Here is a 20,348-nt window from a genome sequence, read left to right on the forward strand (position 1 = left end):
ATGGATACAAGAAGGGAGAGATGTCCGCCATGCGTTTTGCGACGGAACAGGATGTAGACAAGCTTATTCGTTTTCTTGGACAAGCTGAAGTGAACGGGACGAAAGTAGATCGTATTTATCCACAATTTATGCTTCTTGAAGATGAAAATGGAGTGATTCAAGCGACAATCGGCTACGAAAAAGCCGGCAGCGATGGACTGCTTCGCTCGCTTGTGCTGTCTCCTGCTGTGGATAAGGTGCAGTTTTTACGATTTTTTCAAGCATTTCTCATCTATATACAGCAACAAGGTGTAGAAAAATTGTATTTAATTACGAACAAAAAAGGATCATTGCCGCTTTTCCACACGTTCGGTTTTACAATTGTGGAAAAAGACAATGTTCCTGAGGGAATTCAAGATTTGGAGCATTTTCAAACAAGCATGAAACAGCAGGAAGCGTTTGTTCTGTTTAGTTGTACCGGATAATTCCGCTTTTCGTGTGAATTATCAGCTATTAACAAAGTTATCCACGGAATTTTGAGGTTTATCCACATTTTGTGGATAAACCTTGTTTGTGTTTTTTGTTTTCATCGTAGTAAACTATATATATCAAGGATTTTTTATGGAATAAGGACGTGAAGAAGAATGAATACAAAATTATGGGTTGTGGATAAAGATGTTGAAAATAAAAACAGTTATCCACAAATAGAGGAAGCGGCTGTTTTGCTTCGGCAAAAAGAGGTTATCGCCTTTCCGACTGAAACAGTATATGGGCTCGGTGCGGATGCCACAAGCGACGAAGCAGTAGCCAAAATTTTTGAAGCGAAAGGGCGCCCGAACGATAATCCGCTTATCGTACATATCGCAAAACTTGAACAGTTGAATCATCTCGTATCAGCGGTTTCGCCTGTTGCACAGCAGCTGATCAAGCATTTTTGGCCGGGGCCTCTTACGCTCGTTCTTCCTAAAAAAGACGGCGTATCCGAAAAAGTAACGGCAGGCTTAGAAACGGTAGCGGTACGTATGCCGGACCATCCTGTCGCTCTTGCGTTAATCGCACAGGCAAATGTTTCTGTTGCAGCGCCAAGTGCCAATCGTTCCGGCCGTCCGAGCCCGACGCTTGCATCTCACGTATACGAGGACTTGAACGGTAAAATTGCAGGTATCGTAGACGGCGGGGCAACAGGAGTAGGAGTAGAATCCACGGTGTTGGATTGTACAAGTGACATCCCGACAATTCTGCGTCCGGGCGGTGTAACGAAAGAACAGCTGGAAGAAGTAATCGGGCAGGTGATGATAGATCCGGGGCTGGAAAACGAAACAGAGAAGCCGAAGTCTCCTGGGATGAAGTATACACATTATGCGCCGAAAGCGCCGCTTACTGTGGTGGAAGGTACGCGAAGCTATATCCAGCAGCTCGCCAAAGAAAAACAGGCAGAAGGGCTTAAAGTCGGTGTGCTGACAACAGAAGAAAATCACTCCTTCTATCAGGCGGACGCTGTGCTCTCGTGCGGTAAACGCTCGGAACCCGCTACTGTCGCTGCCAAGCTGTATGAGGCGCTGCGCGCATTTGATGCAGCAGGCGTGGATGTCATTTACAGCGAATCCTTCCCAAAAGAAGGCATCGGCATTGCTATCATGAACCGTCTCATCAAGGCAGCAGGGCACCAAATCATTGTAGAATAAAGATTCTGAACCTGTACAAAAATCACTTCTATCCTTCCTTGGACGTGCATATCTTTAATTAGCAAGTCCAAGGAGGGGGAGCATGGACATTCAACATCTTATCGGTGAGCTTCTGACGCTCGCCATTATGGCATTTGCCTTAGGGCTCGATGCCTTTTCTGTAAGTCTTGGCATGGGTATGGTTCATCTTAGACTAAGGCAAATCTTTTACATAGGCCTTACCATCGGGGCTTTTCACGTCATCATGCCGCTTTTAGGCATATTAATCGGACGCTTATTAACAGAAAAATTCGGCTCCATGGCCATAACAGCGGGCGGTATCCTGTTGATGGGGCTCGGCTTTCATATTATTTATTCCTCATTGCTCAAATCAGAAGGCAGCAACATGGCTCCGTCCGGATTGGGTTTATATCTCTTTGCTTTCAGTGTCAGCCTCGACAGCTTCTCGGTCGGGCTCAGCCTTGGCATTTACGGTGCCAGAACATGGGCGACCCTCGTCATCTTCGGTCTCACCAGCGCCATTTTAACATGGTCGGGCTTGCTGATGGGGCGCCACGCGAAAAAGGTGCTCGGCACATACGGCGAAATGCTGGGAGGCAGCATATTGGTGGGGTTCGGGTTGAAGCTATTGTTTCCTATATGAAAAAGCAAGGAGTCAGCTCCTTGCTTTTTTTGATGAATCATATTGCATAACATTCAAAAGAATAGATATCATGCAAAATACAACGAAATACAGCACGGTCACAAGAGCGAGAAAAGGCAGCCTTTTTTCTTGTAGAGACGTGCTTATTATGAGTATGTAAGTGATGAATGCCATCTTCCAGCACTTAAATTCCACTTTTAAATATGTCATACAATTCTCCCTACCTCGTAAGAATCATAATGCGCTTCGCTGAAACAGATATATGCGCTGAGAACAGAAAGTGCACGAATCATGGAAAACTCTCCTTCCTTTATGGCCGATTCTGTTGGCCCTGTACAGTATGGAAATATCGATTTGGCTTTAGAGTTTGCGTCAGAAGAAGAAGCCCGCAAAGCGTTTGAAGGCTTATCAAGAGGCGGAGAGGTGCTGATGCCGTTCGACCGCGTGTTTTGGGGTGCGATGTTCGGACGTGTAACGGATCCGTTTGGGATTAGCTGGAATATTATGGCAGAAACATAACAAATGGAAGCCGCTCCTTGATGGGGCGGCTCTTTTTTGCGGATATAAAAAAAGCACGGCAGAACGCCGTGCTTTCTTTCATGTCCAGCCCCTGAACGAGCCGGCGCCGCTTTTCCTTTATGTCGGGCGTACAATCTCAAACTGCTCTCCAAGCTTCGCGTAGCTGTTGCCGGCCAAGCGGCTCACAGGCTGCAGTCCTTCTGCATCAATGCGTCCTTTTTCATATAAACGTTCTGCGACATGAAAGCGGACGACTCTGCCAATCAAAAGGTCGCAGGCTGGCTGCGCTTCGGTGCCCCCTAAGGGAATGGCTCGCTCCAGTACGCATTCCATACGGATGCTTGCTTCTTGGACGCCCGGTACGGCGATGGCTTCGCTCTTGATTGGTGTCAGCTTCGCCAGTTCGATTTCGCTTTCGTTTGGAGGAAGCGGCGCTGCAGTTTCATTGATGGCCTCCACATACGTTTCGTCTGAGATATGAACGACAAATTCTCCTGCCCCTATTGCATTTCGCGCGGTGTCCTTCTGATTGCCGGCCTGGCGTTGTACAGACACGGAAATCATCGGGGGATTGGCTGTAACGATGTTGAAGTAGCTGAACGGCGCGCCGTTCAATACGCCTTCTTTAGAAAGTGTTGTAACGAATGCGACGGGGCGCGGAATGATGCTCCCGGTCAGAAGTTTATAATTGTCTCGTTCACTTTGCGTATTCGGATCGATAGAAAGCAACGTCTCTTCCTCCTTAATAGTTAAAAATTCGCTTCAAACCAGCGCTTCGCTGCTTCGACCTCGCTGCGCGTCAGCTGATGACCGAAGTTTTCCCAATGCACCTGTACGCTGGCACCGGCTTCGCTTAAAAGCTTTTCAAGGTCAGTCGTTTCTTGCGGCGCGCAAATCGGATCATTTGTGCCCGCGCTGATAAAGATAGGCGTTCCGGTCAACAACGGCAAGGGAATCCCTCGTCTTGGCACCATCGGATGGTGAAGGATAGCACCTTTTAATGCGTTTTCGTAATGGAATAAAAGACTGCCGGCAATGTTCGCGCCGTTTGAGTAGCCGATTGCGACTACATTGCTGCGGTCAAAATCGTACTTCTCGGCGGCTTCCGCCAAGAAGCCGTGCAATTCTTTCGTGCGGAACACCAAGTCTTCCTCATCGAACACGCCTTCCGCCAAGCGGCGGAAGAAGCGCGGCATGCCGTGTTCCAATACATTTCCTCGTACGCTCAATACGTTGGAGGACGGGGAAATGATTTCTGCGAGGGGCAACAGGTCGTTCTCTGTTCCGCCTGTACCGTGCAGTAAAAGTAAGGTCGGTGCAGCATTATCTGTACCTTTTTGAAAGAGATGATGCATCATTTATCCACCTCCAGTACGCGAACTTCGGCCGGGAGCAGGATGCTTTCAAGCTCAGCACGCTTCGGTTCCAGCCACGGCGGAAGCAGCAGCTTTTCACCCAATTGCTCGAACGGCTCGTTATGAAGGAACCCTGGCGGATCTGTCGCGATTTCAAACAGAATGGCACCCGGCTCGCGGAAGTAAATCGCATTGAAATATTGCCGGTCGATGATAGGCGTTACTTGCTGTCCATGCTGACTGACGTGCTCTCTCCAAGCTTCATGATCCTCATAATCATCTGCGCGCCATGCGATATGGTGCACCGTGCCAACGCCCATACGGCCGGGAATCGCGGTTTTCTTCACATCAATAATATTGCCCATGTCGCCTGCTGCGCGGAAGCGGACAAAATCGTCTTCCTCGCCGATGCGTTCAAGTCCCATCACTTCTGTCAATACTTTCATAGTTTCAAGCGGATTGGCAGAAAGCAATACCGCACCGCCAAAGCCTTTAATCGCATGCTGGGCAGGGACGCCCCCAAAGGACCATTCGCTGTCTTGCCCTTCTTCGCGCTCTACAATTTCAAGATGCAGACCGTGCGGGTCGTCGAATTCCAAATACGTTTCGCCAAAGCGTGTGTACTTTGTAAATTCAATCTGAAATTTGTTTAAACGTTCTTCCCAGAAAGCAAGGGAACCGACAGGAACAACATACGTTGTTACGCCTACCTGACCGGAACCGATCCGCCCTTGATAGGCGTCCGGCCACGGAAAGAAGGTAATGATGGTGCCCGGGCTGCCTTGTTCGTTTCCGAAGTATAAGTGATACGTACCCGGATCATCAAAGTTCACTGTTTTCTTTACGAGGCGAAGTCCTAAAACTCCTGCATAAAAATCAACATTTTCCTGTGGATTGCCAACAATTGCTGTAATATGGTGGATACCTGTTGTTTTCTTCATCATTTTTCACCCCTGTAGGACTAGTGTCTCGAATTCGAGATATATTAGAGTAAAGTGTAAGCGCCAGGACCGATTAAGGCAACTCCAATCGCTACTACAATTAGTATTAAGTTATATTCATATCCGTTTTGTGTCACCCAGAAGCCGTTTTTGCCGTGTACTGTGAAGATCGCGACTAACATAGTAATGGTAATCAATGCTGCACCTGCCCAAGTGAATACACCGGCTGCGAAAAGAAGCCCTCCAAGCAATTCAGCTGCACCGGCCAAGAATGCCATAAATACGCCTGGTTTTACTCCGATTGACTCCAGCCAGCCGCCTGTGCCTTTTAAGCCGTAGCCGCCGAACCAGCCGAATAATTTTTGTGCGCCATGTCCCATAAATGTAATTCCTACAACTAAACGAATAAGTAAAAGACCTAAATTCACCATTATGAATTCCTCCTTAAAAATTATTATCAACTTATCTTACGTAAGTAATGATAAAATTATTACTTACTTTTGTCAAGTAACTTATTAAAAATTATAAAGAGAAATTATTAACAATTGCATATCCTATACAAATGGAACAGGGTTGTTAAGATTTCTAGACAATTGGACAGAAAAACGGCAAAATAAAAAAGACTACACTACAATATAAGTATGAGCTTAAAGGAGGATTTTATATAATGTTTAAAAAATTATTCGGTTTAGGTTCTAAAGCACAAAAAGAAGAAACGATTGTAGCTCCTCTGACAGGAGAAGTAAAGAATATTGAAGAAGTACCAGATCCGGTTTTCGCACAGCGCATGATGGGAGACGGCATCGCAATTGTCCCGACGGAGGGTATAGTAGTATCTCCTGTAGACGGGGAAATTGTTCAGGTGTTCCATACGAAGCACGCGGTAGGCATTAAATCTAAAAACGGTTTAGAAATTTTGATTCACGTTGGGTTAGAAACTGTAAGCCTGAACGGAGAAGGCTTTGAAGCTCACGTAGCTTCGGGACAAGAAGTGAAGGCAGGGGATAAGCTGTTAACATTTGATTTAGCCTTTATCGGAGAAAAAGCGAAAAGTATCATTACTCCAATGGTTATTACAAACGGCGATGCATTCGGCGCAATTGACAAAAATATCGATACGCAAGCCCAAAAGGGTCAAACAACTGTTATGACGGTTACGCTGGGAAAATAAGTTCTGCTTATAGAAAAGTCTTTACAAAAACAAGCGTGAATTTTTACATTTGTATGTTAAGATTGAGCTGTACTTGGGAACAGGGCTTCACGATATATACCTCTATCAGAAAAACGCGCATTTCGTGTACGGGAAATGCGCGTTTTTCATTTTTGAAAGATAGGGAAGGATAAGTTTTAGAACTGTCCAGCTCCATCGGCTATATACAACTGAATAAAAAAACCGTCTTTTTATAGTGGGAAAGAGCATCCGGCGGAGCATAGAAGCGGTCAACCCCTTTTCCTGCCCCATACAAGGGTAAGAGAGAGAAAGCGAGTGCAGGATCAGGATGCCTTTTGTTCTGTATAGCAGTTCCTATGTCGAAATTACAAATCATTTATATATAGGTGCAGAACCAGAGGTTCTTCACCTGAACGAGCCGATTACGCTTTTCGGCATAATATTTGACGATAAGAAGATTGTTTGTTATGATTGTGTCAAATTTAATTGTGCACAACTAAATTAATGAAGGATTTGTGTTTATGGAGAAAAATGATGTATTGAAACTTGAAAATCAGCTTTGCTTTTCGATATATGCGTGCTCTCGAGAAATCACGCGGTTATATCGTCCGTATTTAGAAGAAATGGGTCTTACGTATCCGCAATATCTTGTGCTTCTCGTGTTGTGGGAAAAACAGCGGGGGACGGTGAAGGAGCTGGGGGAGGAGCTATTCCTTGATTCCGGCACGCTTACTCCAATGCTGAAGCGTATGGAGGCAAACGGACTGGTTCGTCGTGAGCGCTGCACAGAAGACGAACGCAAGGTATATGTGGCAATTACAGAGCAAGGCGCAGCTTTAAAAGAACAAGCATATTGCATTCCCGAGACGTTAATGTCAGAGAGCGGCGTTTCTCAAACAGAATTCGCCGATTTATTGAGGCAATGCCAGAAGCTTTTACAAACGATTCACCATCAAAATGAAAAAGGAGACTGAACTATGGAGCATCTATATACTGCAACTGTGACAGCAACAGGAGGAAGAAACGGGAAGGTCGTATCTACTGACGGCGTGATTGATTTAGATGTGAAAATGCCAAAAGCACTTGGCGGTCCAGGCGGCGACGCTACAAACCCTGAACAATTATTTGCAGCCGGCTACGCAGCATGCTTCGACAGCGCATTGAACCTTGTAGCACGTACAAAACGTGTGAAAGTCGGTACGACAGAAGTAACAGCTCATGTGTCTATCGGCAAAGGTACTGACGGCGGTTTCCAATTGGAAGCTGTATTGGAAGTAAAGGTACCGGGCGTAACGAAAGAAGAAGCAGAACAGCTTGTGAAGGAAGCGCACCAAGTTTGTCCGTATTCTAAAGCAACAAAAGGAAACATGAATGTAGAATTAAAAGTTACAGAGTAAGGAGAATTGATGAATCTGAAATACGAAGCAATCTTTCAGCCGATTGCACTTCGTTCCGGTGCTGAACTCAGCAACCGTACTGGCTGGTTTCCTGTTATAGATTAATGAAAAGCTGTCCGCAAAAAAAACGGACAGCTTTTTTTCACATGATAAGGCTAAGGTATTATAATAATGAATAAAGATAGGAAAACATTATAAAGATTGAAGAGATGATAAGAGCGTAAACTAAGGAGGGAGCGCCTATGAAACGTATCCTATTTGTCTGTACAGGAAACACATGCCGCAGCCCTATGGCAGAAGCGGTGTTGCGTCATTATGGGGATGGAGCTTTTGAAGTGAAATCAGCGGGTGTATTTGCAGCGGCTGGCAGCGACGCCTCAGCGCATGCAAAAAGCGCTTTGGAAGAAAAAGGAATACAGATTAATCATACGGCAGCCCAGCTGCATGAAGAGCAGCTGGAATGGGCTGATGCCGTATTGACAATGACCGGGAGCCATAAGCAGCTCATTCTGCAATATTTTCCGAACATGCAGGAAAAGGTGTTCACATTATATGAAGCGACTGATGACAGAAGCCGCGATATCTCGGACCCGTTTGGCGGCTCTCTTGAAGTGTATAAGGCTACGCTTAATGAAATGGAGCAATTAATTCAGCGTTTTATAAAAAAGCATAAAAACAAATAATCCGAAATGTCATCTTTCGTGTATAATACAATATTGGTTAAGACAATTGGAGGGGAAACACATGAAAGTAGTAGTGGCATCTGATCATGGCGGCATGAATATTCGCAAAGAAATTATCGGCCTTTTGGAAGAAATGGGAATCGAGCATATCGACCTTGGCTGCGAGTGTGAAGCCGGTTCTGTCGATTATCCGGATTTTGCATTCCCGGCAGCAGAAATGGTTGCAAAAGGCGAAGCGGACAAAGGAATTTTAATTTGCGGGACAGGCATCGGCATGTCTATTGCGGCCAACAAAGTAAAAGGCATTCGCTGCGCGTTGGTTCACGATACATTCAGCGCGAAAGCAACACGCGAGCATAACGACAGCAACATGCTTGCGATGGGTGAACGCGTAATCGGACCGGGCCTGGCAAGAGACATTGCACGTATTTGGTTAATGGCAGAGTATGAAGGCGGACGCCACGAAAATCGCGTAGGCAAAATTAAGACATACGAAGCAGAATGATCCCATTCTTTTTAGAAAAAACGAGTATAATTCTTATTTCAATGCCTGAAACAAGCGTGATATAATTTGTTGAACTAACCCCGCGAAAGGAAGAATCGTGATGGATGAGTTAGAACAATTAAGGGAGCAGCTACAGACGGCACTGTCAGATTTTCAGGAGCAAGCTCTTCTTAAAGAAGGAAATATTTTTGTTGTAGGCTGCAGCACAAGCGAAGTCATGGGGGCTCGAATCGGAACGTCCGGGACGATGGAAGTGGCAGAAGCCATTTTTACCGAGCTGAAACAATTTCAAGAGAAGACTGGCGTTTCTCTTGTTTTTCAATGCTGCGAGCATTTAAATCGTGCATTAGTAACAGAAAGAGAAATAGCTATGAAGCATGGCTGGGAAATTGTTTCTGTCCTTCCGGTGCGTTCAGCCGGCGGCGCTTTGCCTACGTATGCGTACTATAATATGAAAGAACCAGCGGTTGTCGAGTTCATCAAAGCAGATGCAGGCATGGACATCGGCGACACATTCATCGGCATGCATTTAAAGCACGTAGCTGTACCGGTGCGTACGAGCGTTAAGAGAGTCGGTCAAGCGCATGTAACAATGGCAAAAACACGTCCGAAGCTCATTGGCGGCGCTCGCGCGGTATATGCTGAAAAGCAAGAATCGTTTACTTGTCAGTAGGGGCCATCTTAGGATGGTCTTTTTTGTATGTATAGTTACGACACAAGAAACCGATTTTCCCTCAATATGGAACGGATGCTGGGAAGGTCGCTTACCCCATACTAAAACATCAACTTGCAAAGGATGTGACGTAATGGGCAAAACGAATCAACAAGGCGGTTCCATGAACAGATTCGGCGGCAATGTCCGGGCCGGAAAAACGGCCTCCAGCCACCGGATGGATGAAGAGTTCGCAAGAGAGATGGAAGGGAATATGAATCGAGACCAGCTGATCAAGCAGTCGAAATCAAAATAAATGGTTCAATTCAGACAGCTCGCGGCAAGCCTCGGGCTGTTTTTTAGATGTGTTTGGTTAATTGATGAATAAATGGGTAAAATTAGTGGGGGATTTGGCGTGATCAGCAAAGAAATTTACAGAATGAGTTCGGCAGTTCGGCTGGACGTTTTGTAAAAACAGCTATTTTGAAATAGCTTGGTGATTTTTTCTTCCAATGCAGTGCAAAGTCATGTTAGAATGAAGTTGAAAAAAACGTGAATGTTAAAATGAATTGTCGCTCTATAATTCGTATTTTTGGTGTAAAATCCGAATTATTACAAGTTAAGCGCATAATTCGTTCAGAAAAAGGAGGATTTTCATGGAGCATTTAAAGCAGCAGGATGAAAAAGTGTTTCAATCAATTCAAGAGGAATTAGGAAGACAGCGTTCCAAAATCGAATTGATTGCTTCCGAAAACTTTGTAAGTGAAGCGGTAATGGAAGCTCAAGGCTCTGTTTTGACTAATAAGTATGCTGAAGGCTACCCAGGCAAGCGCTACTACGGCGGCTGTGAGCATGTAGACGTAGTAGAAGACATCGCAAGAGACCGCGCTAAAGAAATTTTCGGTGCGGAGCACGTGAATGTGCAGCCTCACTCCGGTGCACAAGCGAACATGGCGGTATACTTCACGGTTCTTCAGACAGGTGATACAGTGCTCGGTATGAACTTATCCCACGGCGGCCATTTAACACACGGAAGCCCGGTAAACTTCAGCGGTGTGCAGTACAACTTCATCGAGTACGGAGTAGACCCTGATACACATCATATTAATTATGACGATGTGCTTGAGAAAGCGAAACAACACAAGCCTAAGTTAATCGTAGCAGGTGCAAGTGCGTATCCTCGTGCCATCGATTTCAAGAAGTTCCGTGAAATCGCAGACGAAGTGGGCGCTTATTTAATGGTGGATATGGCACACATCGCTGGTCTTGTAGCGGCGGGTCTTCATGCGAATCCAGTTCCTTACGCTGATTTCGTGACGACAACAACTCACAAAACATTGCGCGGACCTCGCGGCGGTATGATTCTGTGCAAAGAAGAGTTTGCGAAGCAAATTGACAAATCGATTTTCCCAGGCATTCAAGGCGGCCCGCTTATGCACGTTATCGCTGCAAAAGCAGTAGCATTCGGCGAAGCGCTGCAAGACAGCTTCAAAACGTATGCACAAAACGTCATCAACAATGCGAAGCGTTTAGCAGAAGGCTTACAGAAGGAAGGCGTAACGCTTGTTTCCGGCGGAACGGACAACCACTTGATTTTGATTGATGTTCGCAGCTTGAACCTTACAGGTAAAGTGGGAGAGCATGTATTGGATGAAGTAGGCATCACGGCAAATAAAAACACAATTCCATTCGATCCGGCAAGCCCGTTCGTAACAAGCGGAGTCCGCATCGGTACAGCAGCTGTGACGTCGCGCGGCTTCGGAGTGGAAGAAATGGATGAAATCGCATCTATCATCGCTTATACATTGAAGAACCATGACAATGAAGCGGCGCTTGAAGAAGCGAGACAACGCGTAAACGCATTAACAGAAAAGTTCCCTATGTATCCTGGACTATAAGAATTTTTGAAAGGGCTGTGTCAAACTTGGCACAGCCCTTGAATATTTTCCGGGTTTTCTATACAATCGTAAATAGTGCAAAAAACGTCCAAAGGAGAGTGTGTCACATGGGAAAACTTTACGTATTTGATCATCCTTTAATTCAACACAAGCTTACATATATTCGTGATAAGAATACGGGCACAAAAGAGTTTCGCGAGCTAGTGGACGAAGTGGCGAGCTTAATGGCTTTTGAAATTACGCGCGACCTGCCATTAGAAGAGATTGAAATCGAAACGCCTGTAAGCATGGCAAAAACAAAAGTGATTGCCGGCAAAAAGCTGGGTATCATCCCAATTTTGCGTGCGGGATTAGGAATGGTAGACGGTATTTTAAAACTGATTCCGGCTGCTAAGGTAGGCCACGTCGGCTTATACCGCGATCCGGAAACATTACAGCCGGTAGAATATTACGTAAAGCTTCCTACTGACGTAGAAGAGCGTGATTTCATCGTAGTCGATCCGATGCTTGCGACAGGAGGATCTGCAGTTGAAGCGATTAACTCCTTGAAAAAGCGCGGCGCGAAAAACATCAAATTAATGTGTCTTTGTGCGGCACCAGAGGGCGTAGAAGCGGTGCAAAAAGCCCATCCTGATGTGGACATCTACTTGGCGGCGCTTGACGAGAAATTAAATGACCACGGCTACATCGTGCCGGGACTAGGCGATGCCGGGGATCGCTTATTCGGAACGAAGTAAGACCGAGAGAAGAAGGGGAACCCTTCTTCTTTTTTTTATTCAGTTGTATATAATTCTGCTTCCGTTCTAACGAGCTAAGTATTGCTTGATCTGAATTAAACGTATTCCAAATGTAGCGCACCCTCTAATTTCTTCTCTACCTGCATTTCAACTCAATCAGGTTTTTTCCTTGTTTAACGAGTGGGAAATTATAGTCTGTTTTGATACATGAAATAATTTCCCGGGGAACAAGATAAAGGAATAAGGAGGAGTAGACATGATTCGTATTCTTTTGATTCTATCTTGTTTTCTGCTCGCATCAGAAGCGGAGGCCGCGACGTTTCCGGAGCATCCGTCCGCTCCGCCGCAGTATGAAAATGAATGGGAGATTGCAATTATCGAGGTGGCACCTGAGCGATTGGCTGCAATAGAAGTAGAAATCCGCAGCCGTTACCCGGGCGTTACGGTGCGTCATGTATATAAAACGGCGCTGCATGGCTTGAGCGTGAAGGGGCGCCGCAAAGAATTGCACGAGCTGCAGCGAATCCCGGGCGTTGTGCGGGTTACGCCGATTTCTACCTATAAAGCAGATTTGGATCAAAGTGTTCCGCTGATTGGCGGAGATACGGTGCGCGGTTATTATGACCGGAGCGGAAACCGACTGACAGGAAGAGGAATCAAAGTCGGAATCATCGATACGGGTATCGATTATGAGCATCCTGATTTGCGACGCAATTATAAAGGCGGCTATGATACGGTGGACGGCGACCATGACCCGATGGAGTCCAGAAGTGTAGGACCGACGCTGCACGGTTCGCACGTCGCCGGTATTATCGGGGCGAACGGGAAGCTTCGAGGCGTCGCACCGGATGCGGAAATCATTGCGTACCGCGCGCTTGGCCCCAGCGGTGTGGGTTCCACTGAAACGGTGCTTGCGGCAATTGAAAAAGCAATAGAAGACAAGGTGGATGTTCTGAATTTATCTCTTGGAAACGAGGTGAACGGTCCGGATTGGCCGACAAGCACTGCATTGAATAAAGCAGTCGAGCACGGAATCATAGCAGTCACCGCTTCCGGCAACTCTGGTCCTGGTGTCTGGACGGTGGGCTCTCCCGGCACGGCTTCAAAAGCGATTGCGGTCGGAGCCTCCTCTCCGCTTATGCGCGTTCCTTATGTACAAATAGCAGGAAGAGAGCTGCGCCTTGATATGATGGAGGGATCGCCGGCATGGAGCTTGTCCCGCGCCGCGGAGTGGGTGTATGCGGGTCTTGGGAAGCAAGCGGATATGAAGAATGTAAGCGGCAAGGTCGTGCTTGTGGAAAGGGGAGCCCTTACCTTTTCTCAGAAGGTGCAACATGCACAGAAGGCTGGCGCAGCCGCCGTAATCATTTTTAATAATATGAAGGGCTATTTCCAAGGAGCTGTGGAGGGCGTAACCATTCCGGTTGCCGTTTTGTCGGGAAGGGATGGGAAATGGCTGAAAGTGCAAACGGAAACATTCCTTCGCACAACGTTCCGGAAAGAACAGGACCGCCTCGCTTCCTTCAGCTCGCGCGGACCAGTAACAGCTACATGGGATATTAAGCCGGACGTCGTGGCTCCTGGCGTCAGCATTAAGAGCACAATTCCCGGCGGTTACCTATCGCTGCAGGGAACGAGCATGGCTGCGCCGCACGTAGCGGGTGCGGCAGCGCTTATGAAGCAAGCGCATCCCGAATGGAATCCTGAGCAGGTCAAGGCAGCGCTTATGAATACGGCAAAGCTTCTATATAATGAAAACGGAAGGCTGTACACCGTTTACGAGCAGGGGGCAGGCCGCATTCAGATGGGGAAGGCGTTTAGGCCGGAAACGCTCGTATACCCTGCATCGCTCCCGTTTGGTCTTGTGGAAAAGAAAGACGGACAGTCGGTAAAGAAAATCCCTCTCGTAATCGATAACCAAAGCGATCGTGTGCAGAAATATGTTTTCCAAAGCCCGCGGCTGGCGACGGGTATACAATGGAGTCTGCCGCATACATTGTATGTAAAGCCGCATGAAAAGCAGCAGGTGAATGTGGAAATTGATATTAATCCTTCTTTTTTAAAAAGAGGACTCTATGAAGGATATGTTACGATGCTGGGAGAGAAGGAAACGATCCGCCTTCCGTATTTATTCTTCGTGGAGGAGCCGAACTATCCGCGCATCATGGGTTTCCAATTTGCGCGGGGAGAAGGAGAAGGTATATATAAATATGAAATGTATTTGCCCGGCGGCGCCGACGAGATGGGAATCGTCCTCTATGATCCGGCAACTTTCCGATATGTGGACTTCATTGATTATCGCCAAAATGTGACAAATGGAAAATACGAGCAAATTATATCAGTCAAACAATCCATTAAAGGAACGTATAAAGCTCTCGTATTCGTGAAAAAGGGACGGCGGGAAGACACATTCGAGACGGTGCTCACCTTTTCCTAGGACTGCGTCCTCAATGTCGATAAATGTTGGATATCTCTTAAATTTTTCGATTTTTTTCGATTTCTCGTTGACACTGTTAAACACACTATTGTATGCTTAACAATGGCGATAGATGATAGGGTTTTCAGTAGTAACTTTTCATCTATTTTTTGACAAAAAAGTAACTTTTTCAGCTTTTCAAAATGATTCTCTCGAAAATAAGTTACTATTATCTCATCACAATGTTTCTGCATTAACTCCCCACACTCGTTTGGAGGGATGAACGTATGCAAAAAAAACAGCGCAACCCAATGAAGGCTTATGCTTTAATGACCGGCATCCTTTCCCAGCTCGTAGGTTCCATTTTGGTCGGAATTTTCTTGGGCAAGTGGATTGACGGCAAGCTTAATACGTTTCCCTTATTTCTCATTATTGGATTATTGCTAGGTCTTGCAACAGGTACTTACGCAATGACTGTGCTTATTCAAAAATTTAACTCAGGAGATCAGCAATGACTGACATGCACGAGCTCGTCCGAAGACAAAAGAAATATATGTATTATCTCCTTGCACTTTTTGTGCTGGGCTGGGGATTTACACCTTATCCAAAGGTGTTTCTTGGTGTGATTATCGGAACGATCGTGAGCTTCATGAGCTTGCGTCTCGTCGCATGGAAAACGGACAAGCTGCTCGACCGGGTGGAGCAGGGAAATGAGAAAATACGTTTTAAGGCTAATGCGGTTAGTACATACCCGCGCTTAGCGGCAATGGGTCTCGTTATTATATTTGCAGTGCGTTATCAGCATCTCATGGAGACGTGGAGTTTAGGACTTGGATTAATGACAGGCTATCTTGTCATGATCATAGATTTTCTTTACTTACAGTATATCGGCAGGGAAGAGAGGTGAATTACTAGTGGAACACGGTAAGTTAGTTGAGTTTTTAGGCTTAACGTTTGACTTGTCCAGTGTAATGATGACAACTATTGCAGCACTCATTGTGTTCTTAATCGCTGTAGCAGCAACGCGCACATTGGCGCTTCGCCCCGCAGGAATGCAAAACTTTATGGAGTGGGTTATCGACTTCGTAAAAAATATCATCAACAGCACGATGGACTGGCAAACTGGAGGCCGCTTCTTGACTTTAGGAGTGACTCTAATCATGTACGTTTTCGTATCTAACATGCTTGGATTGCCATTTATGCTTTCCATTCATGAAGGACATGAGCATATCGCATGGTGGAGATCTCCGACATCTGACCCAGCTATTACGCTAACATTAGCCGTGATGGTAGTTACCCTCACCCATTATTATGGAATCAAGATGAAGGGTACTGGCGAATATATGAAGGGCTTTTTCCAACCGATGCCTTTCTTGTTCCCGTTAAAGATTATTGAAGAGTTTGCGAACACATTAACGTTAGGTCTTCGTCTTTTCGGTAACATTTACGCAGGTGAAATTCTGTTAACATTGCTTGCAGGATTAGGAACAAGCGGCGCGTTAGGCGCTGTAGGCGGCGGTTTAGCAATGCTTGCATGGATGGGCTTCAGTATTTTCGTAGGTGCAATTCAGGCATTTATCTTTACTATGCTAACAATGGTGTATATGGCTCACAAAGTAAGTCATGACCATTAATAAATTTCAGTAAACTATACTTTTTTCTAATACAAAGGAGGACAAATTAAAATGAGTTTAGGTGTAATCGCAGCTGCAATTGCAATTGGTTTATCTGCACTAGGTGCTGGTATTGGTAACGGTTTGATCGTATCTCGTACAGTTGAGGGTGTTGCTCGTCAACCAGAATTACGTGGCACGCTTCAAACTATCATGTTCATCGGGGTAGCATTAGTTGAGGCCCTTCCTATCATCGGCGTGGTTATCGCGTTCATGGTTCTAAACAAATAAGGAATGCTCCTTACTATAAATGGCGAAGATCGTTTGCAAGCCTTCTTCGCCATTGCTTTATAAGAAAAGCGGAGCCGACTGCCCAGATGCGGAAGCAGAGGTTCTTTCCCCAGAAAGGCGTTTTTTGCCTTTTTGTGGGGAAGGTTCTCTGCAGGAGCATCTAGGAGGCGAAGCTAGACATCAAGAAAAGCGGAGCCGACTGCCGGCGAAGCTGAATACATGCCAAAAATTGAGGCTTTTTTTTGTCAAGTTGAAACTACTGAAGGGAGTGAATCCTTGTGCTTTTAGGAGCTGCCATTCCATATGGAACGATCGTGTACCAATTGGTTATTTTCCTAATTCTATTAGCGTTGCTTCGCAAATATGCATTCGGACCTTTAATGAATATCATGAAGCAGCGTGAAGAGCATATTGCCAGTGAAATTGAAGCGGCTGAAAGAAACAATGCCGATTCTAAGAAATTGGTAGAAGAGCAACGCGCATTCATGGTGCAATCTCGCCAAGAAGCGAAGGAATTGATTGAGAGAGCGAAAAAGCAAGCGGAAGAGCAAAAAGAAGGTATTATCGCTGCTGCTAAAGCAGAAGCAGAATCCGTGAAAGAATCTGCAGTAAAAGAGATTCAGCGTGAAAAAGAGCAAGCTATCGCTGCTTTACAAGCACAGGTTGCTACTCTATCCGTTCAAATTGCTTCTAAAGTAATTGAAAAAGAACTGAAAGAGGAAGACCAAGCGAAGCTGATTCGTGACTACATCAACGAGGTAGGCGAAGCGCGATGAGCAAAGACATTGTAGCCAATCGTTATGCAGTTGCTCTTTTCCAGCTCGCAAAAGAAAAGTATATGTTAGAAACGTTTGAGGAAGAATTGCGCTCTGTGAAAGACGTATTCCAAAACAGCAAGGAATTGCATATGTTTTTGGAACAGCCTAACATTTCTAACGAAAAGAAGAAAGAAATGCTAAACAAAGCATTCTCTTCTCTATCTCAGCCTATTTTGAACACATTGTTCCTTCTTATCGACAATCATCGCGAGAACATCGTAACCGAAATCGCAGACGCGTATTTTGTTTTAGCGAATGAAGAGCGCAACGTTGCAGATGCGATCGTGTACTCTGTTCGTAAGCTTACAGAAGACGAAAAAGCAGGAATTGCTGAAGTGTTTGCGAAGAAAGCGGGAAAAGATGCAATCCGCATTAAAAATATTGTAGACAATAATTTATTAGGCGGCATTAAAGTCCGCATCGGCAACCGTATTTATGACGGAAGCCTGCAAGGAAAATTAACGCGTATTCAACGTGAACTTTTGAAGAATAGATAGGGGTGAAACGCATGAGCATCAGAGCTGAAGAAATTAGCGCACTGATTAAGCAACAAATCGAAAACTATCAGTCTGAAATCGAAGTTAGCGATGTTGGTACAGTTATTCAAGTTGGTGACGGTATTGCACGTGCTCATGGTCTTGATAACGTAATGGCAGGGGAGCTTGTAGAGTTCTCTAACGGAGTTATGGGACTAGCGCAAAACTTAGAACAAAACAACGTAGGTATTGTCATCTTAGGACCTTACACAGGCATTCGCGAAGGTGACGAGGTTCGCCGTACTGGACGCATCATGCAGGTGCCAGTAGGACCAGAGTTAATCGGACGTGTAGTAAACCCATTAGGACAGCCTGTTGACGGCTTAGGCCCAATCAACACAAAGAAAACTCGTCCTATCGAAAGCCAGGCTCCTGGCGTAATGGATCGTAAATCCGTACACGAGCCGCTTCAAACAGGTATCAAAGCGATTGACGCTCTTGTTCCAATCGGACGCGGACAGCGTGAGTTAATCATCGGTGACCGTCAAACTGGTAAAACAGCAGTGGCGCTTGATACAATCTTGAACCAAAAAGACCAAGATATGATTTGTATCTATGTTGCAATCGGACAAAAGGAATCTACTGTTCGTAACGTAGTAGAAACTTTACGTAAGTTCGGTGCATTAGAATACACAATCGTTGTAACGGCATCTGCTTCTCAACCAGCTCCACTTTTATACTTGGCTCCTTATGCCGGTGTAACAATGGGTGAAGAGTTCATGTATAACGGCAAGCACGTTCTTGTTGTATACGATGATCTTTCTAAGCAAGCTGCGGCATACCGTGAGCTTTCTCTATTATTACGTCGTCCTCCAGGCCGTGAAGCATATCCAGGGGACGTATTCTACTTGCATTCCCGCTTACTTGAGCGTGCTGCAAAATTAAGCGATGCAAAAGGCGGCGGTTCTTTAACTGCACTTCCTTTCATCGAAACACAAGCAGGGGACGTTTCTGCTTACATTCCGACAAACGTAATCTCCATCACAGATGGACAGATTTTCTTGCAATCTGACTTGTTCTTCTCCGGCGTTCGTCCAGCGATCGACGCAGGTACTTCCGTATCCCGCGTAGGGGGAGCTGCACAGATCAAAGCGATGAGCAAGGTATCTGGTACGCTTCGTCTTGACTTAGCATCTTACCGTGAACTGGAAGCATTCGCTCAGTTCGGTTCTGATCTTGATAAAGCGACACAAGCGAAACTAAACCGCGGTGCTCGCACAGTAGAAGTATTGAAGCAAGGCTTGCACAAACCGCTTAAGGTAGAAAAGCAAGTTATGATTCTTTTTGCGTTAACTCGCGGATTCCTAGATGATATCCCAGTTACGGACGTCCAACGCTTCGAAGATGAAATGTTGGGATGGATGGACTCTAACAGTGCGGACGTTCTTGACAAAATCCGTACAACAAGACAGCTTGCGGAAGAAGAAATGATCGCCGCAATCAACGAGTTCAAAAAGACATTCATTGTTTCTGAATAAAACAAGCGGAGCCGGGTTAGCTCCGAAGTAATAAATAAAGGAGAGAGTAGGCTCGCCCTATTCTCTTCGTATGCCTACTTCCGACTAAAAGGTGGTGAGAACCTGTGGCATCTTTACGCGATATAAAAGCAAAGATTAACTCCACGAAGAAAACGAGCCAGATTACAAAGGCAATGCAAATGGTGTCTGCCGCCAAGCTGAACCGTGCAGAGCAAAATGCGAAAGCATTCGTTCCGTACATGGATAAGATTCAAGAGGTGGTAGCGAACGTAGCAAACGGAAGCAAAGGTGTAAATCACCCGATGCTGACGGCGCGTCCGGTAAAACGTACAGGCTATATCGTAATCACATCCGATCGTGGACTTGCCGGTGCATACAACAGTAACGTACTGCGTGCACTCAGCAAAGAAATCAAAGAACGTCACAATATGGATTCCAGCCAATATGCAATCATCGTGCTCGGACGTGTTGGACGCGACTATTTGAAGCGTCGCGGCCTTAACATTATCGATGAGATTACAGGCCTTTCCGATCAGCCTGCGTTTGCGGACATTAAGGAAGCCGCATCCCGTGCGGTAGCTATGTTCACAGACGGTGCATATGACGAGCTGTATATTTATTACAATCACTATGTCAGCAAAATTCAACAAGAAGTAGAAGCGAAGAAAATTCTTCCTTTAACTGACGTAGCATCGAATAAACCAACAACATTATACGAGTTCGAGCCTTCTGAAGAAGACATTCTGAAAGTGTTATTGCCGCAATACGCAGAAAGCTTAGTGTACGGTGCCTTGCTGGACGGAAAAGCAAGCGAACACGCAGCGCGTATGACAGCAATGAAGAACGCTACAGACAACGCGCTCGAAGTTATCGATACGTATACACTTTCTTACAACCGCACTCGACAAGCAGCGATTACGCAAGAAATTACGGAAATCGTCGGCGGCGCAGCGGCATTGGAGTAGAATACTTACTCTAGTAAAGTACATCAATTGGGTTTTTATTACGGTCGCCTCTAGGGGCTTCCTGTC

26 protein-coding genes are annotated in these 20,348 nt (G+C 45.7%); 22 read left to right on the forward strand and 4 right to left on the reverse strand.

Going from position 1 to position 20,348, the window contains the following annotated elements; all coding sequences use genetic code 11:
• Window positions 1–29: 29 nt before the first annotated feature.
• The 4 genes from H540_RS29505 (at window position 30) to H540_RS29510 (ending at window position 2,826) form a co-directional block, all read left to right on the forward strand.
• A complete protein-coding gene (locus H540_RS29505) occupies window positions 30–464 on the forward strand; it encodes a GNAT family N-acetyltransferase (RefSeq protein ID WP_245592219.1) in 435 nt (144 codons plus the stop codon).
• Window positions 465–623: 159 nt separating this feature from the next.
• Complete coding sequence (locus H540_RS0110720) at window positions 624–1,664, forward strand: L-threonylcarbamoyladenylate synthase (RefSeq protein ID WP_028400645.1); 1,041 nt, start codon at window positions 624–626, stop codon at window positions 1,662–1,664.
• 82 nt (window positions 1,665–1,746) lie between these two features.
• Window positions 1,747–2,307 (forward strand): manganese efflux pump MntP, encoded by a 561-nt coding sequence (locus tag H540_RS0110725; protein WP_034670809.1) that lies wholly within the window; start codon window positions 1,747–1,749, stop codon window positions 2,305–2,307.
• A gap of 291 nt (window positions 2,308–2,598) precedes the next feature.
• Entirely contained in the window at window positions 2,599–2,826 is a 228-nt protein-coding gene (locus H540_RS29510) for a VOC family protein (RefSeq protein WP_051317066.1), read from the forward strand.
• A gap of 117 nt (window positions 2,827–2,943) precedes the next feature.
• On the opposite strand, the gene H540_RS0110745 is transcribed toward H540_RS29510, so the two are convergent.
• Genes H540_RS0110745 through H540_RS0110760 form a run of 4 tightly spaced genes read right to left on the reverse strand, consistent with a single transcriptional unit; the run spans window position 2,944 to window position 5,553 of the window.
• Window positions 2,944–3,555 (reverse strand): flavin reductase family protein, encoded by a 612-nt coding sequence (locus H540_RS0110745; RefSeq protein WP_028400648.1) that lies wholly within the window; start codon window positions 3,553–3,555, stop codon window positions 2,944–2,946.
• A gap of 20 nt (window positions 3,556–3,575) precedes the next feature.
• Complete coding sequence (locus tag H540_RS0110750) at window positions 3,576–4,181, reverse strand: alpha/beta hydrolase (protein ID WP_028400649.1); 606 nt, start codon at window positions 4,179–4,181, stop codon at window positions 3,576–3,578.
• The gene (locus H540_RS0110755; protein ID WP_028400650.1) at window positions 4,181–5,125 is read right to left on the reverse strand and encodes a ring-cleaving dioxygenase; all 945 of its coding nucleotides are present in this window, start codon (window positions 5,123–5,125) and stop codon (window positions 4,181–4,183) included. The genes H540_RS0110750 and H540_RS0110755 overlap by 1 nt, the downstream gene beginning before the upstream one ends.
• A 41-nt stretch (window positions 5,126–5,166) precedes the next feature.
• The gene (locus tag H540_RS0110760) at window positions 5,167–5,553 is read right to left on the reverse strand and encodes a DoxX family protein (protein WP_028400651.1); all 387 of its coding nucleotides are present in this window, start codon (window positions 5,551–5,553) and stop codon (window positions 5,167–5,169) included.
• Between the two features lie 236 nt (window positions 5,554–5,789).
• Here H540_RS0110760 and H540_RS0110765 point away from each other — a divergent pair, with 236 nt between their 5' ends.
• From H540_RS0110765 to atpG, 18 genes are all read left to right on the forward strand, one after another.
• On the forward strand, window positions 5,790–6,293 hold the full coding sequence (locus H540_RS0110765; RefSeq protein WP_028400652.1) for a PTS sugar transporter subunit IIA: 504 nt from the start codon (window positions 5,790–5,792) through the stop codon (window positions 6,291–6,293).
• Between the two features lie 521 nt (window positions 6,294–6,814).
• Window positions 6,815–7,267, forward strand: coding sequence for a MarR family winged helix-turn-helix transcriptional regulator (locus tag H540_RS0110770; RefSeq protein WP_028400653.1), 453 nt, complete (start codon window positions 6,815–6,817; stop codon window positions 7,265–7,267).
• Window positions 7,268–7,270: 3 nt separating this feature from the next.
• A complete protein-coding gene (locus tag H540_RS0110775; RefSeq protein WP_028400654.1) occupies window positions 7,271–7,690 on the forward strand; it encodes an organic hydroperoxide resistance protein in 420 nt (139 codons plus the stop codon).
• A gap of 242 nt (window positions 7,691–7,932) precedes the next feature.
• The gene (locus H540_RS0110785) at window positions 7,933–8,373 is read left to right on the forward strand and encodes a low molecular weight protein arginine phosphatase (protein WP_028400655.1); all 441 of its coding nucleotides are present in this window, start codon (window positions 7,933–7,935) and stop codon (window positions 8,371–8,373) included.
• Between the two features lie 61 nt (window positions 8,374–8,434).
• Window positions 8,435–8,878, forward strand: coding sequence for a ribose 5-phosphate isomerase B (gene rpiB / locus H540_RS0110790; RefSeq protein ID WP_028400656.1), 444 nt, complete (start codon window positions 8,435–8,437; stop codon window positions 8,876–8,878).
• Window positions 8,879–8,978: 100 nt separating this feature from the next.
• On the forward strand, window positions 8,979–9,551 hold the full coding sequence (locus tag H540_RS0110795) for a TIGR01440 family protein (protein ID WP_028400657.1): 573 nt from the start codon (window positions 8,979–8,981) through the stop codon (window positions 9,549–9,551).
• A gap of 13 nt (window positions 9,552–9,564) precedes the next feature.
• Window positions 9,565–9,846 (forward strand): hypothetical protein, encoded by a 282-nt coding sequence (locus H540_RS33130; RefSeq protein WP_155891004.1) that lies wholly within the window; start codon window positions 9,565–9,567, stop codon window positions 9,844–9,846.
• 340 nt (window positions 9,847–10,186) lie between these two features.
• Entirely contained in the window at window positions 10,187–11,428 is a 1,242-nt protein-coding gene (locus H540_RS0110805; protein ID WP_028400658.1) for a serine hydroxymethyltransferase, read from the forward strand.
• Window positions 11,429–11,535: 107 nt separating this feature from the next.
• Complete coding sequence (gene upp / locus H540_RS0110810) at window positions 11,536–12,165, forward strand: uracil phosphoribosyltransferase (RefSeq protein ID WP_028400659.1); 630 nt, start codon at window positions 11,536–11,538, stop codon at window positions 12,163–12,165.
• 256 nt (window positions 12,166–12,421) lie between these two features.
• The gene (locus H540_RS0110815; protein ID WP_028400660.1) at window positions 12,422–14,602 is read left to right on the forward strand and encodes a S8 family serine peptidase; all 2,181 of its coding nucleotides are present in this window, start codon (window positions 12,422–12,424) and stop codon (window positions 14,600–14,602) included.
• Between the two features lie 266 nt (window positions 14,603–14,868).
• Window positions 14,869–15,096: an AtpZ/AtpI family protein gene (locus H540_RS0110820; RefSeq protein WP_028400661.1), complete on the forward strand. Its 228-nt coding sequence runs from the start codon at window positions 14,869–14,871 to the stop codon at window positions 15,094–15,096.
• On the forward strand, window positions 15,093–15,488 hold the full coding sequence (locus H540_RS0110825) for an ATP synthase subunit I (protein ID WP_028400662.1): 396 nt from the start codon (window positions 15,093–15,095) through the stop codon (window positions 15,486–15,488). Before H540_RS0110820 ends, H540_RS0110825 begins: the two co-directional genes overlap by 4 nt.
• A 7-nt stretch (window positions 15,489–15,495) precedes the next feature.
• Entirely contained in the window at window positions 15,496–16,215 is a 720-nt protein-coding gene (gene atpB, locus H540_RS0110830; protein WP_028400663.1) for a F0F1 ATP synthase subunit A, read from the forward strand.
• Between the two features lie 51 nt (window positions 16,216–16,266).
• Complete coding sequence (gene atpE / locus H540_RS0110835) at window positions 16,267–16,485, forward strand: F0F1 ATP synthase subunit C (protein ID WP_028400664.1); 219 nt, start codon at window positions 16,267–16,269, stop codon at window positions 16,483–16,485.
• Window positions 16,486–16,757: 272 nt separating this feature from the next.
• Complete coding sequence (gene atpF, locus H540_RS0110840) at window positions 16,758–17,261, forward strand: F0F1 ATP synthase subunit B (protein ID WP_028400665.1); 504 nt, start codon at window positions 16,758–16,760, stop codon at window positions 17,259–17,261.
• Window positions 17,258–17,800, forward strand: coding sequence for a F0F1 ATP synthase subunit delta (locus H540_RS0110845; protein ID WP_028400666.1), 543 nt, complete (start codon window positions 17,258–17,260; stop codon window positions 17,798–17,800). Before atpF ends, H540_RS0110845 begins: the two co-directional genes overlap by 4 nt.
• A gap of 11 nt (window positions 17,801–17,811) precedes the next feature.
• Window positions 17,812–19,317, forward strand: coding sequence for a F0F1 ATP synthase subunit alpha (atpA, locus tag H540_RS0110850; RefSeq protein ID WP_028400667.1), 1,506 nt, complete (start codon window positions 17,812–17,814; stop codon window positions 19,315–19,317).
• A 104-nt stretch (window positions 19,318–19,421) separates the two neighbouring features.
• On the forward strand, window positions 19,422–20,282 hold the full coding sequence (atpG, locus tag H540_RS0110855; RefSeq protein WP_028400668.1) for an ATP synthase F1 subunit gamma: 861 nt from the start codon (window positions 19,422–19,424) through the stop codon (window positions 20,280–20,282).
• The last annotated feature ends 66 nt before the right edge of the window (window positions 20,283–20,348 follow it).

This window comes from Ectobacillus panaciterrae DSM 19096, from assembly GCF_000430785.1.
GTDB classification, from domain to species: domain Bacteria; phylum Bacillota; class Bacilli; order Bacillales; family Bacillaceae_G; genus Ectobacillus; species Ectobacillus panaciterrae.

What these genes read in the sequence shown, in the direction of transcription:
- H540_RS29505 (WP_245592219.1), top strand. Translation starts at nt 30, where the DNA reads ATGCGTTTTGCGACGGAACAGGATGTAGACAAGCTTATTCGTTTTCTT.
- H540_RS0110720 (WP_028400645.1), top strand. Translation starts at nt 624, where the DNA reads ATGAATACAAAATTATGGGTTGTGGATAAAGATGTTGAAAATAAAAAC.
- H540_RS0110725 (WP_034670809.1), top strand. Translation starts at nt 1,747, where the DNA reads ATGGACATTCAACATCTTATCGGTGAGCTTCTGACGCTCGCCATTATG.
- H540_RS29510 (WP_051317066.1), top strand. Translation starts at nt 2,599, where the DNA reads ATGGAAAACTCTCCTTCCTTTATGGCCGATTCTGTTGGCCCTGTACAG.
- H540_RS0110750 (WP_028400649.1), bottom strand. Translation starts at nt 4,181, where the DNA reads ATGCATCATCTCTTTCAAAAAGGTACAGATAATGCTGCACCGACCTTA.
- H540_RS0110755 (WP_028400650.1), bottom strand. Translation starts at nt 5,125, where the DNA reads ATGATGAAGAAAACAACAGGTATCCACCATATTACAGCAATTGTTGGC.
- H540_RS0110760 (WP_028400651.1), bottom strand. Translation starts at nt 5,553, where the DNA reads ATGGTGAATTTAGGTCTTTTACTTATTCGTTTAGTTGTAGGAATTACA.
- H540_RS0110765 (WP_028400652.1), top strand. Translation starts at nt 5,790, where the DNA reads ATGTTTAAAAAATTATTCGGTTTAGGTTCTAAAGCACAAAAAGAAGAA.
- H540_RS0110770 (WP_028400653.1), top strand. Translation starts at nt 6,815, where the DNA reads ATGGAGAAAAATGATGTATTGAAACTTGAAAATCAGCTTTGCTTTTCG.
- H540_RS0110775 (WP_028400654.1), top strand. Translation starts at nt 7,271, where the DNA reads ATGGAGCATCTATATACTGCAACTGTGACAGCAACAGGAGGAAGAAAC.
- H540_RS0110785 (WP_028400655.1), top strand. Translation starts at nt 7,933, where the DNA reads ATGAAACGTATCCTATTTGTCTGTACAGGAAACACATGCCGCAGCCCT.
- rpiB (WP_028400656.1), top strand. Translation starts at nt 8,435, where the DNA reads ATGAAAGTAGTAGTGGCATCTGATCATGGCGGCATGAATATTCGCAAA.
- H540_RS0110795 (WP_028400657.1), top strand. Translation starts at nt 8,979, where the DNA reads ATGGATGAGTTAGAACAATTAAGGGAGCAGCTACAGACGGCACTGTCA.
- H540_RS33130 (WP_155891004.1), top strand. Translation starts at nt 9,565, where the DNA reads ATGGTCTTTTTTGTATGTATAGTTACGACACAAGAAACCGATTTTCCC.
- H540_RS0110805 (WP_028400658.1), top strand. Translation starts at nt 10,187, where the DNA reads ATGGAGCATTTAAAGCAGCAGGATGAAAAAGTGTTTCAATCAATTCAA.
- upp (WP_028400659.1), top strand. Translation starts at nt 11,536, where the DNA reads ATGGGAAAACTTTACGTATTTGATCATCCTTTAATTCAACACAAGCTT.
- H540_RS0110815 (WP_028400660.1), top strand. Translation starts at nt 12,422, where the DNA reads ATGATTCGTATTCTTTTGATTCTATCTTGTTTTCTGCTCGCATCAGAA.
- H540_RS0110820 (WP_028400661.1), top strand. Translation starts at nt 14,869, where the DNA reads ATGCAAAAAAAACAGCGCAACCCAATGAAGGCTTATGCTTTAATGACC.
- H540_RS0110825 (WP_028400662.1), top strand. Translation starts at nt 15,093, where the DNA reads ATGACTGACATGCACGAGCTCGTCCGAAGACAAAAGAAATATATGTAT.
- atpE (WP_028400664.1), top strand. Translation starts at nt 16,267, where the DNA reads ATGAGTTTAGGTGTAATCGCAGCTGCAATTGCAATTGGTTTATCTGCA.
- H540_RS0110845 (WP_028400666.1), top strand. Translation starts at nt 17,258, where the DNA reads ATGAGCAAAGACATTGTAGCCAATCGTTATGCAGTTGCTCTTTTCCAG.
- atpA (WP_028400667.1), top strand. Translation starts at nt 17,812, where the DNA reads ATGAGCATCAGAGCTGAAGAAATTAGCGCACTGATTAAGCAACAAATC.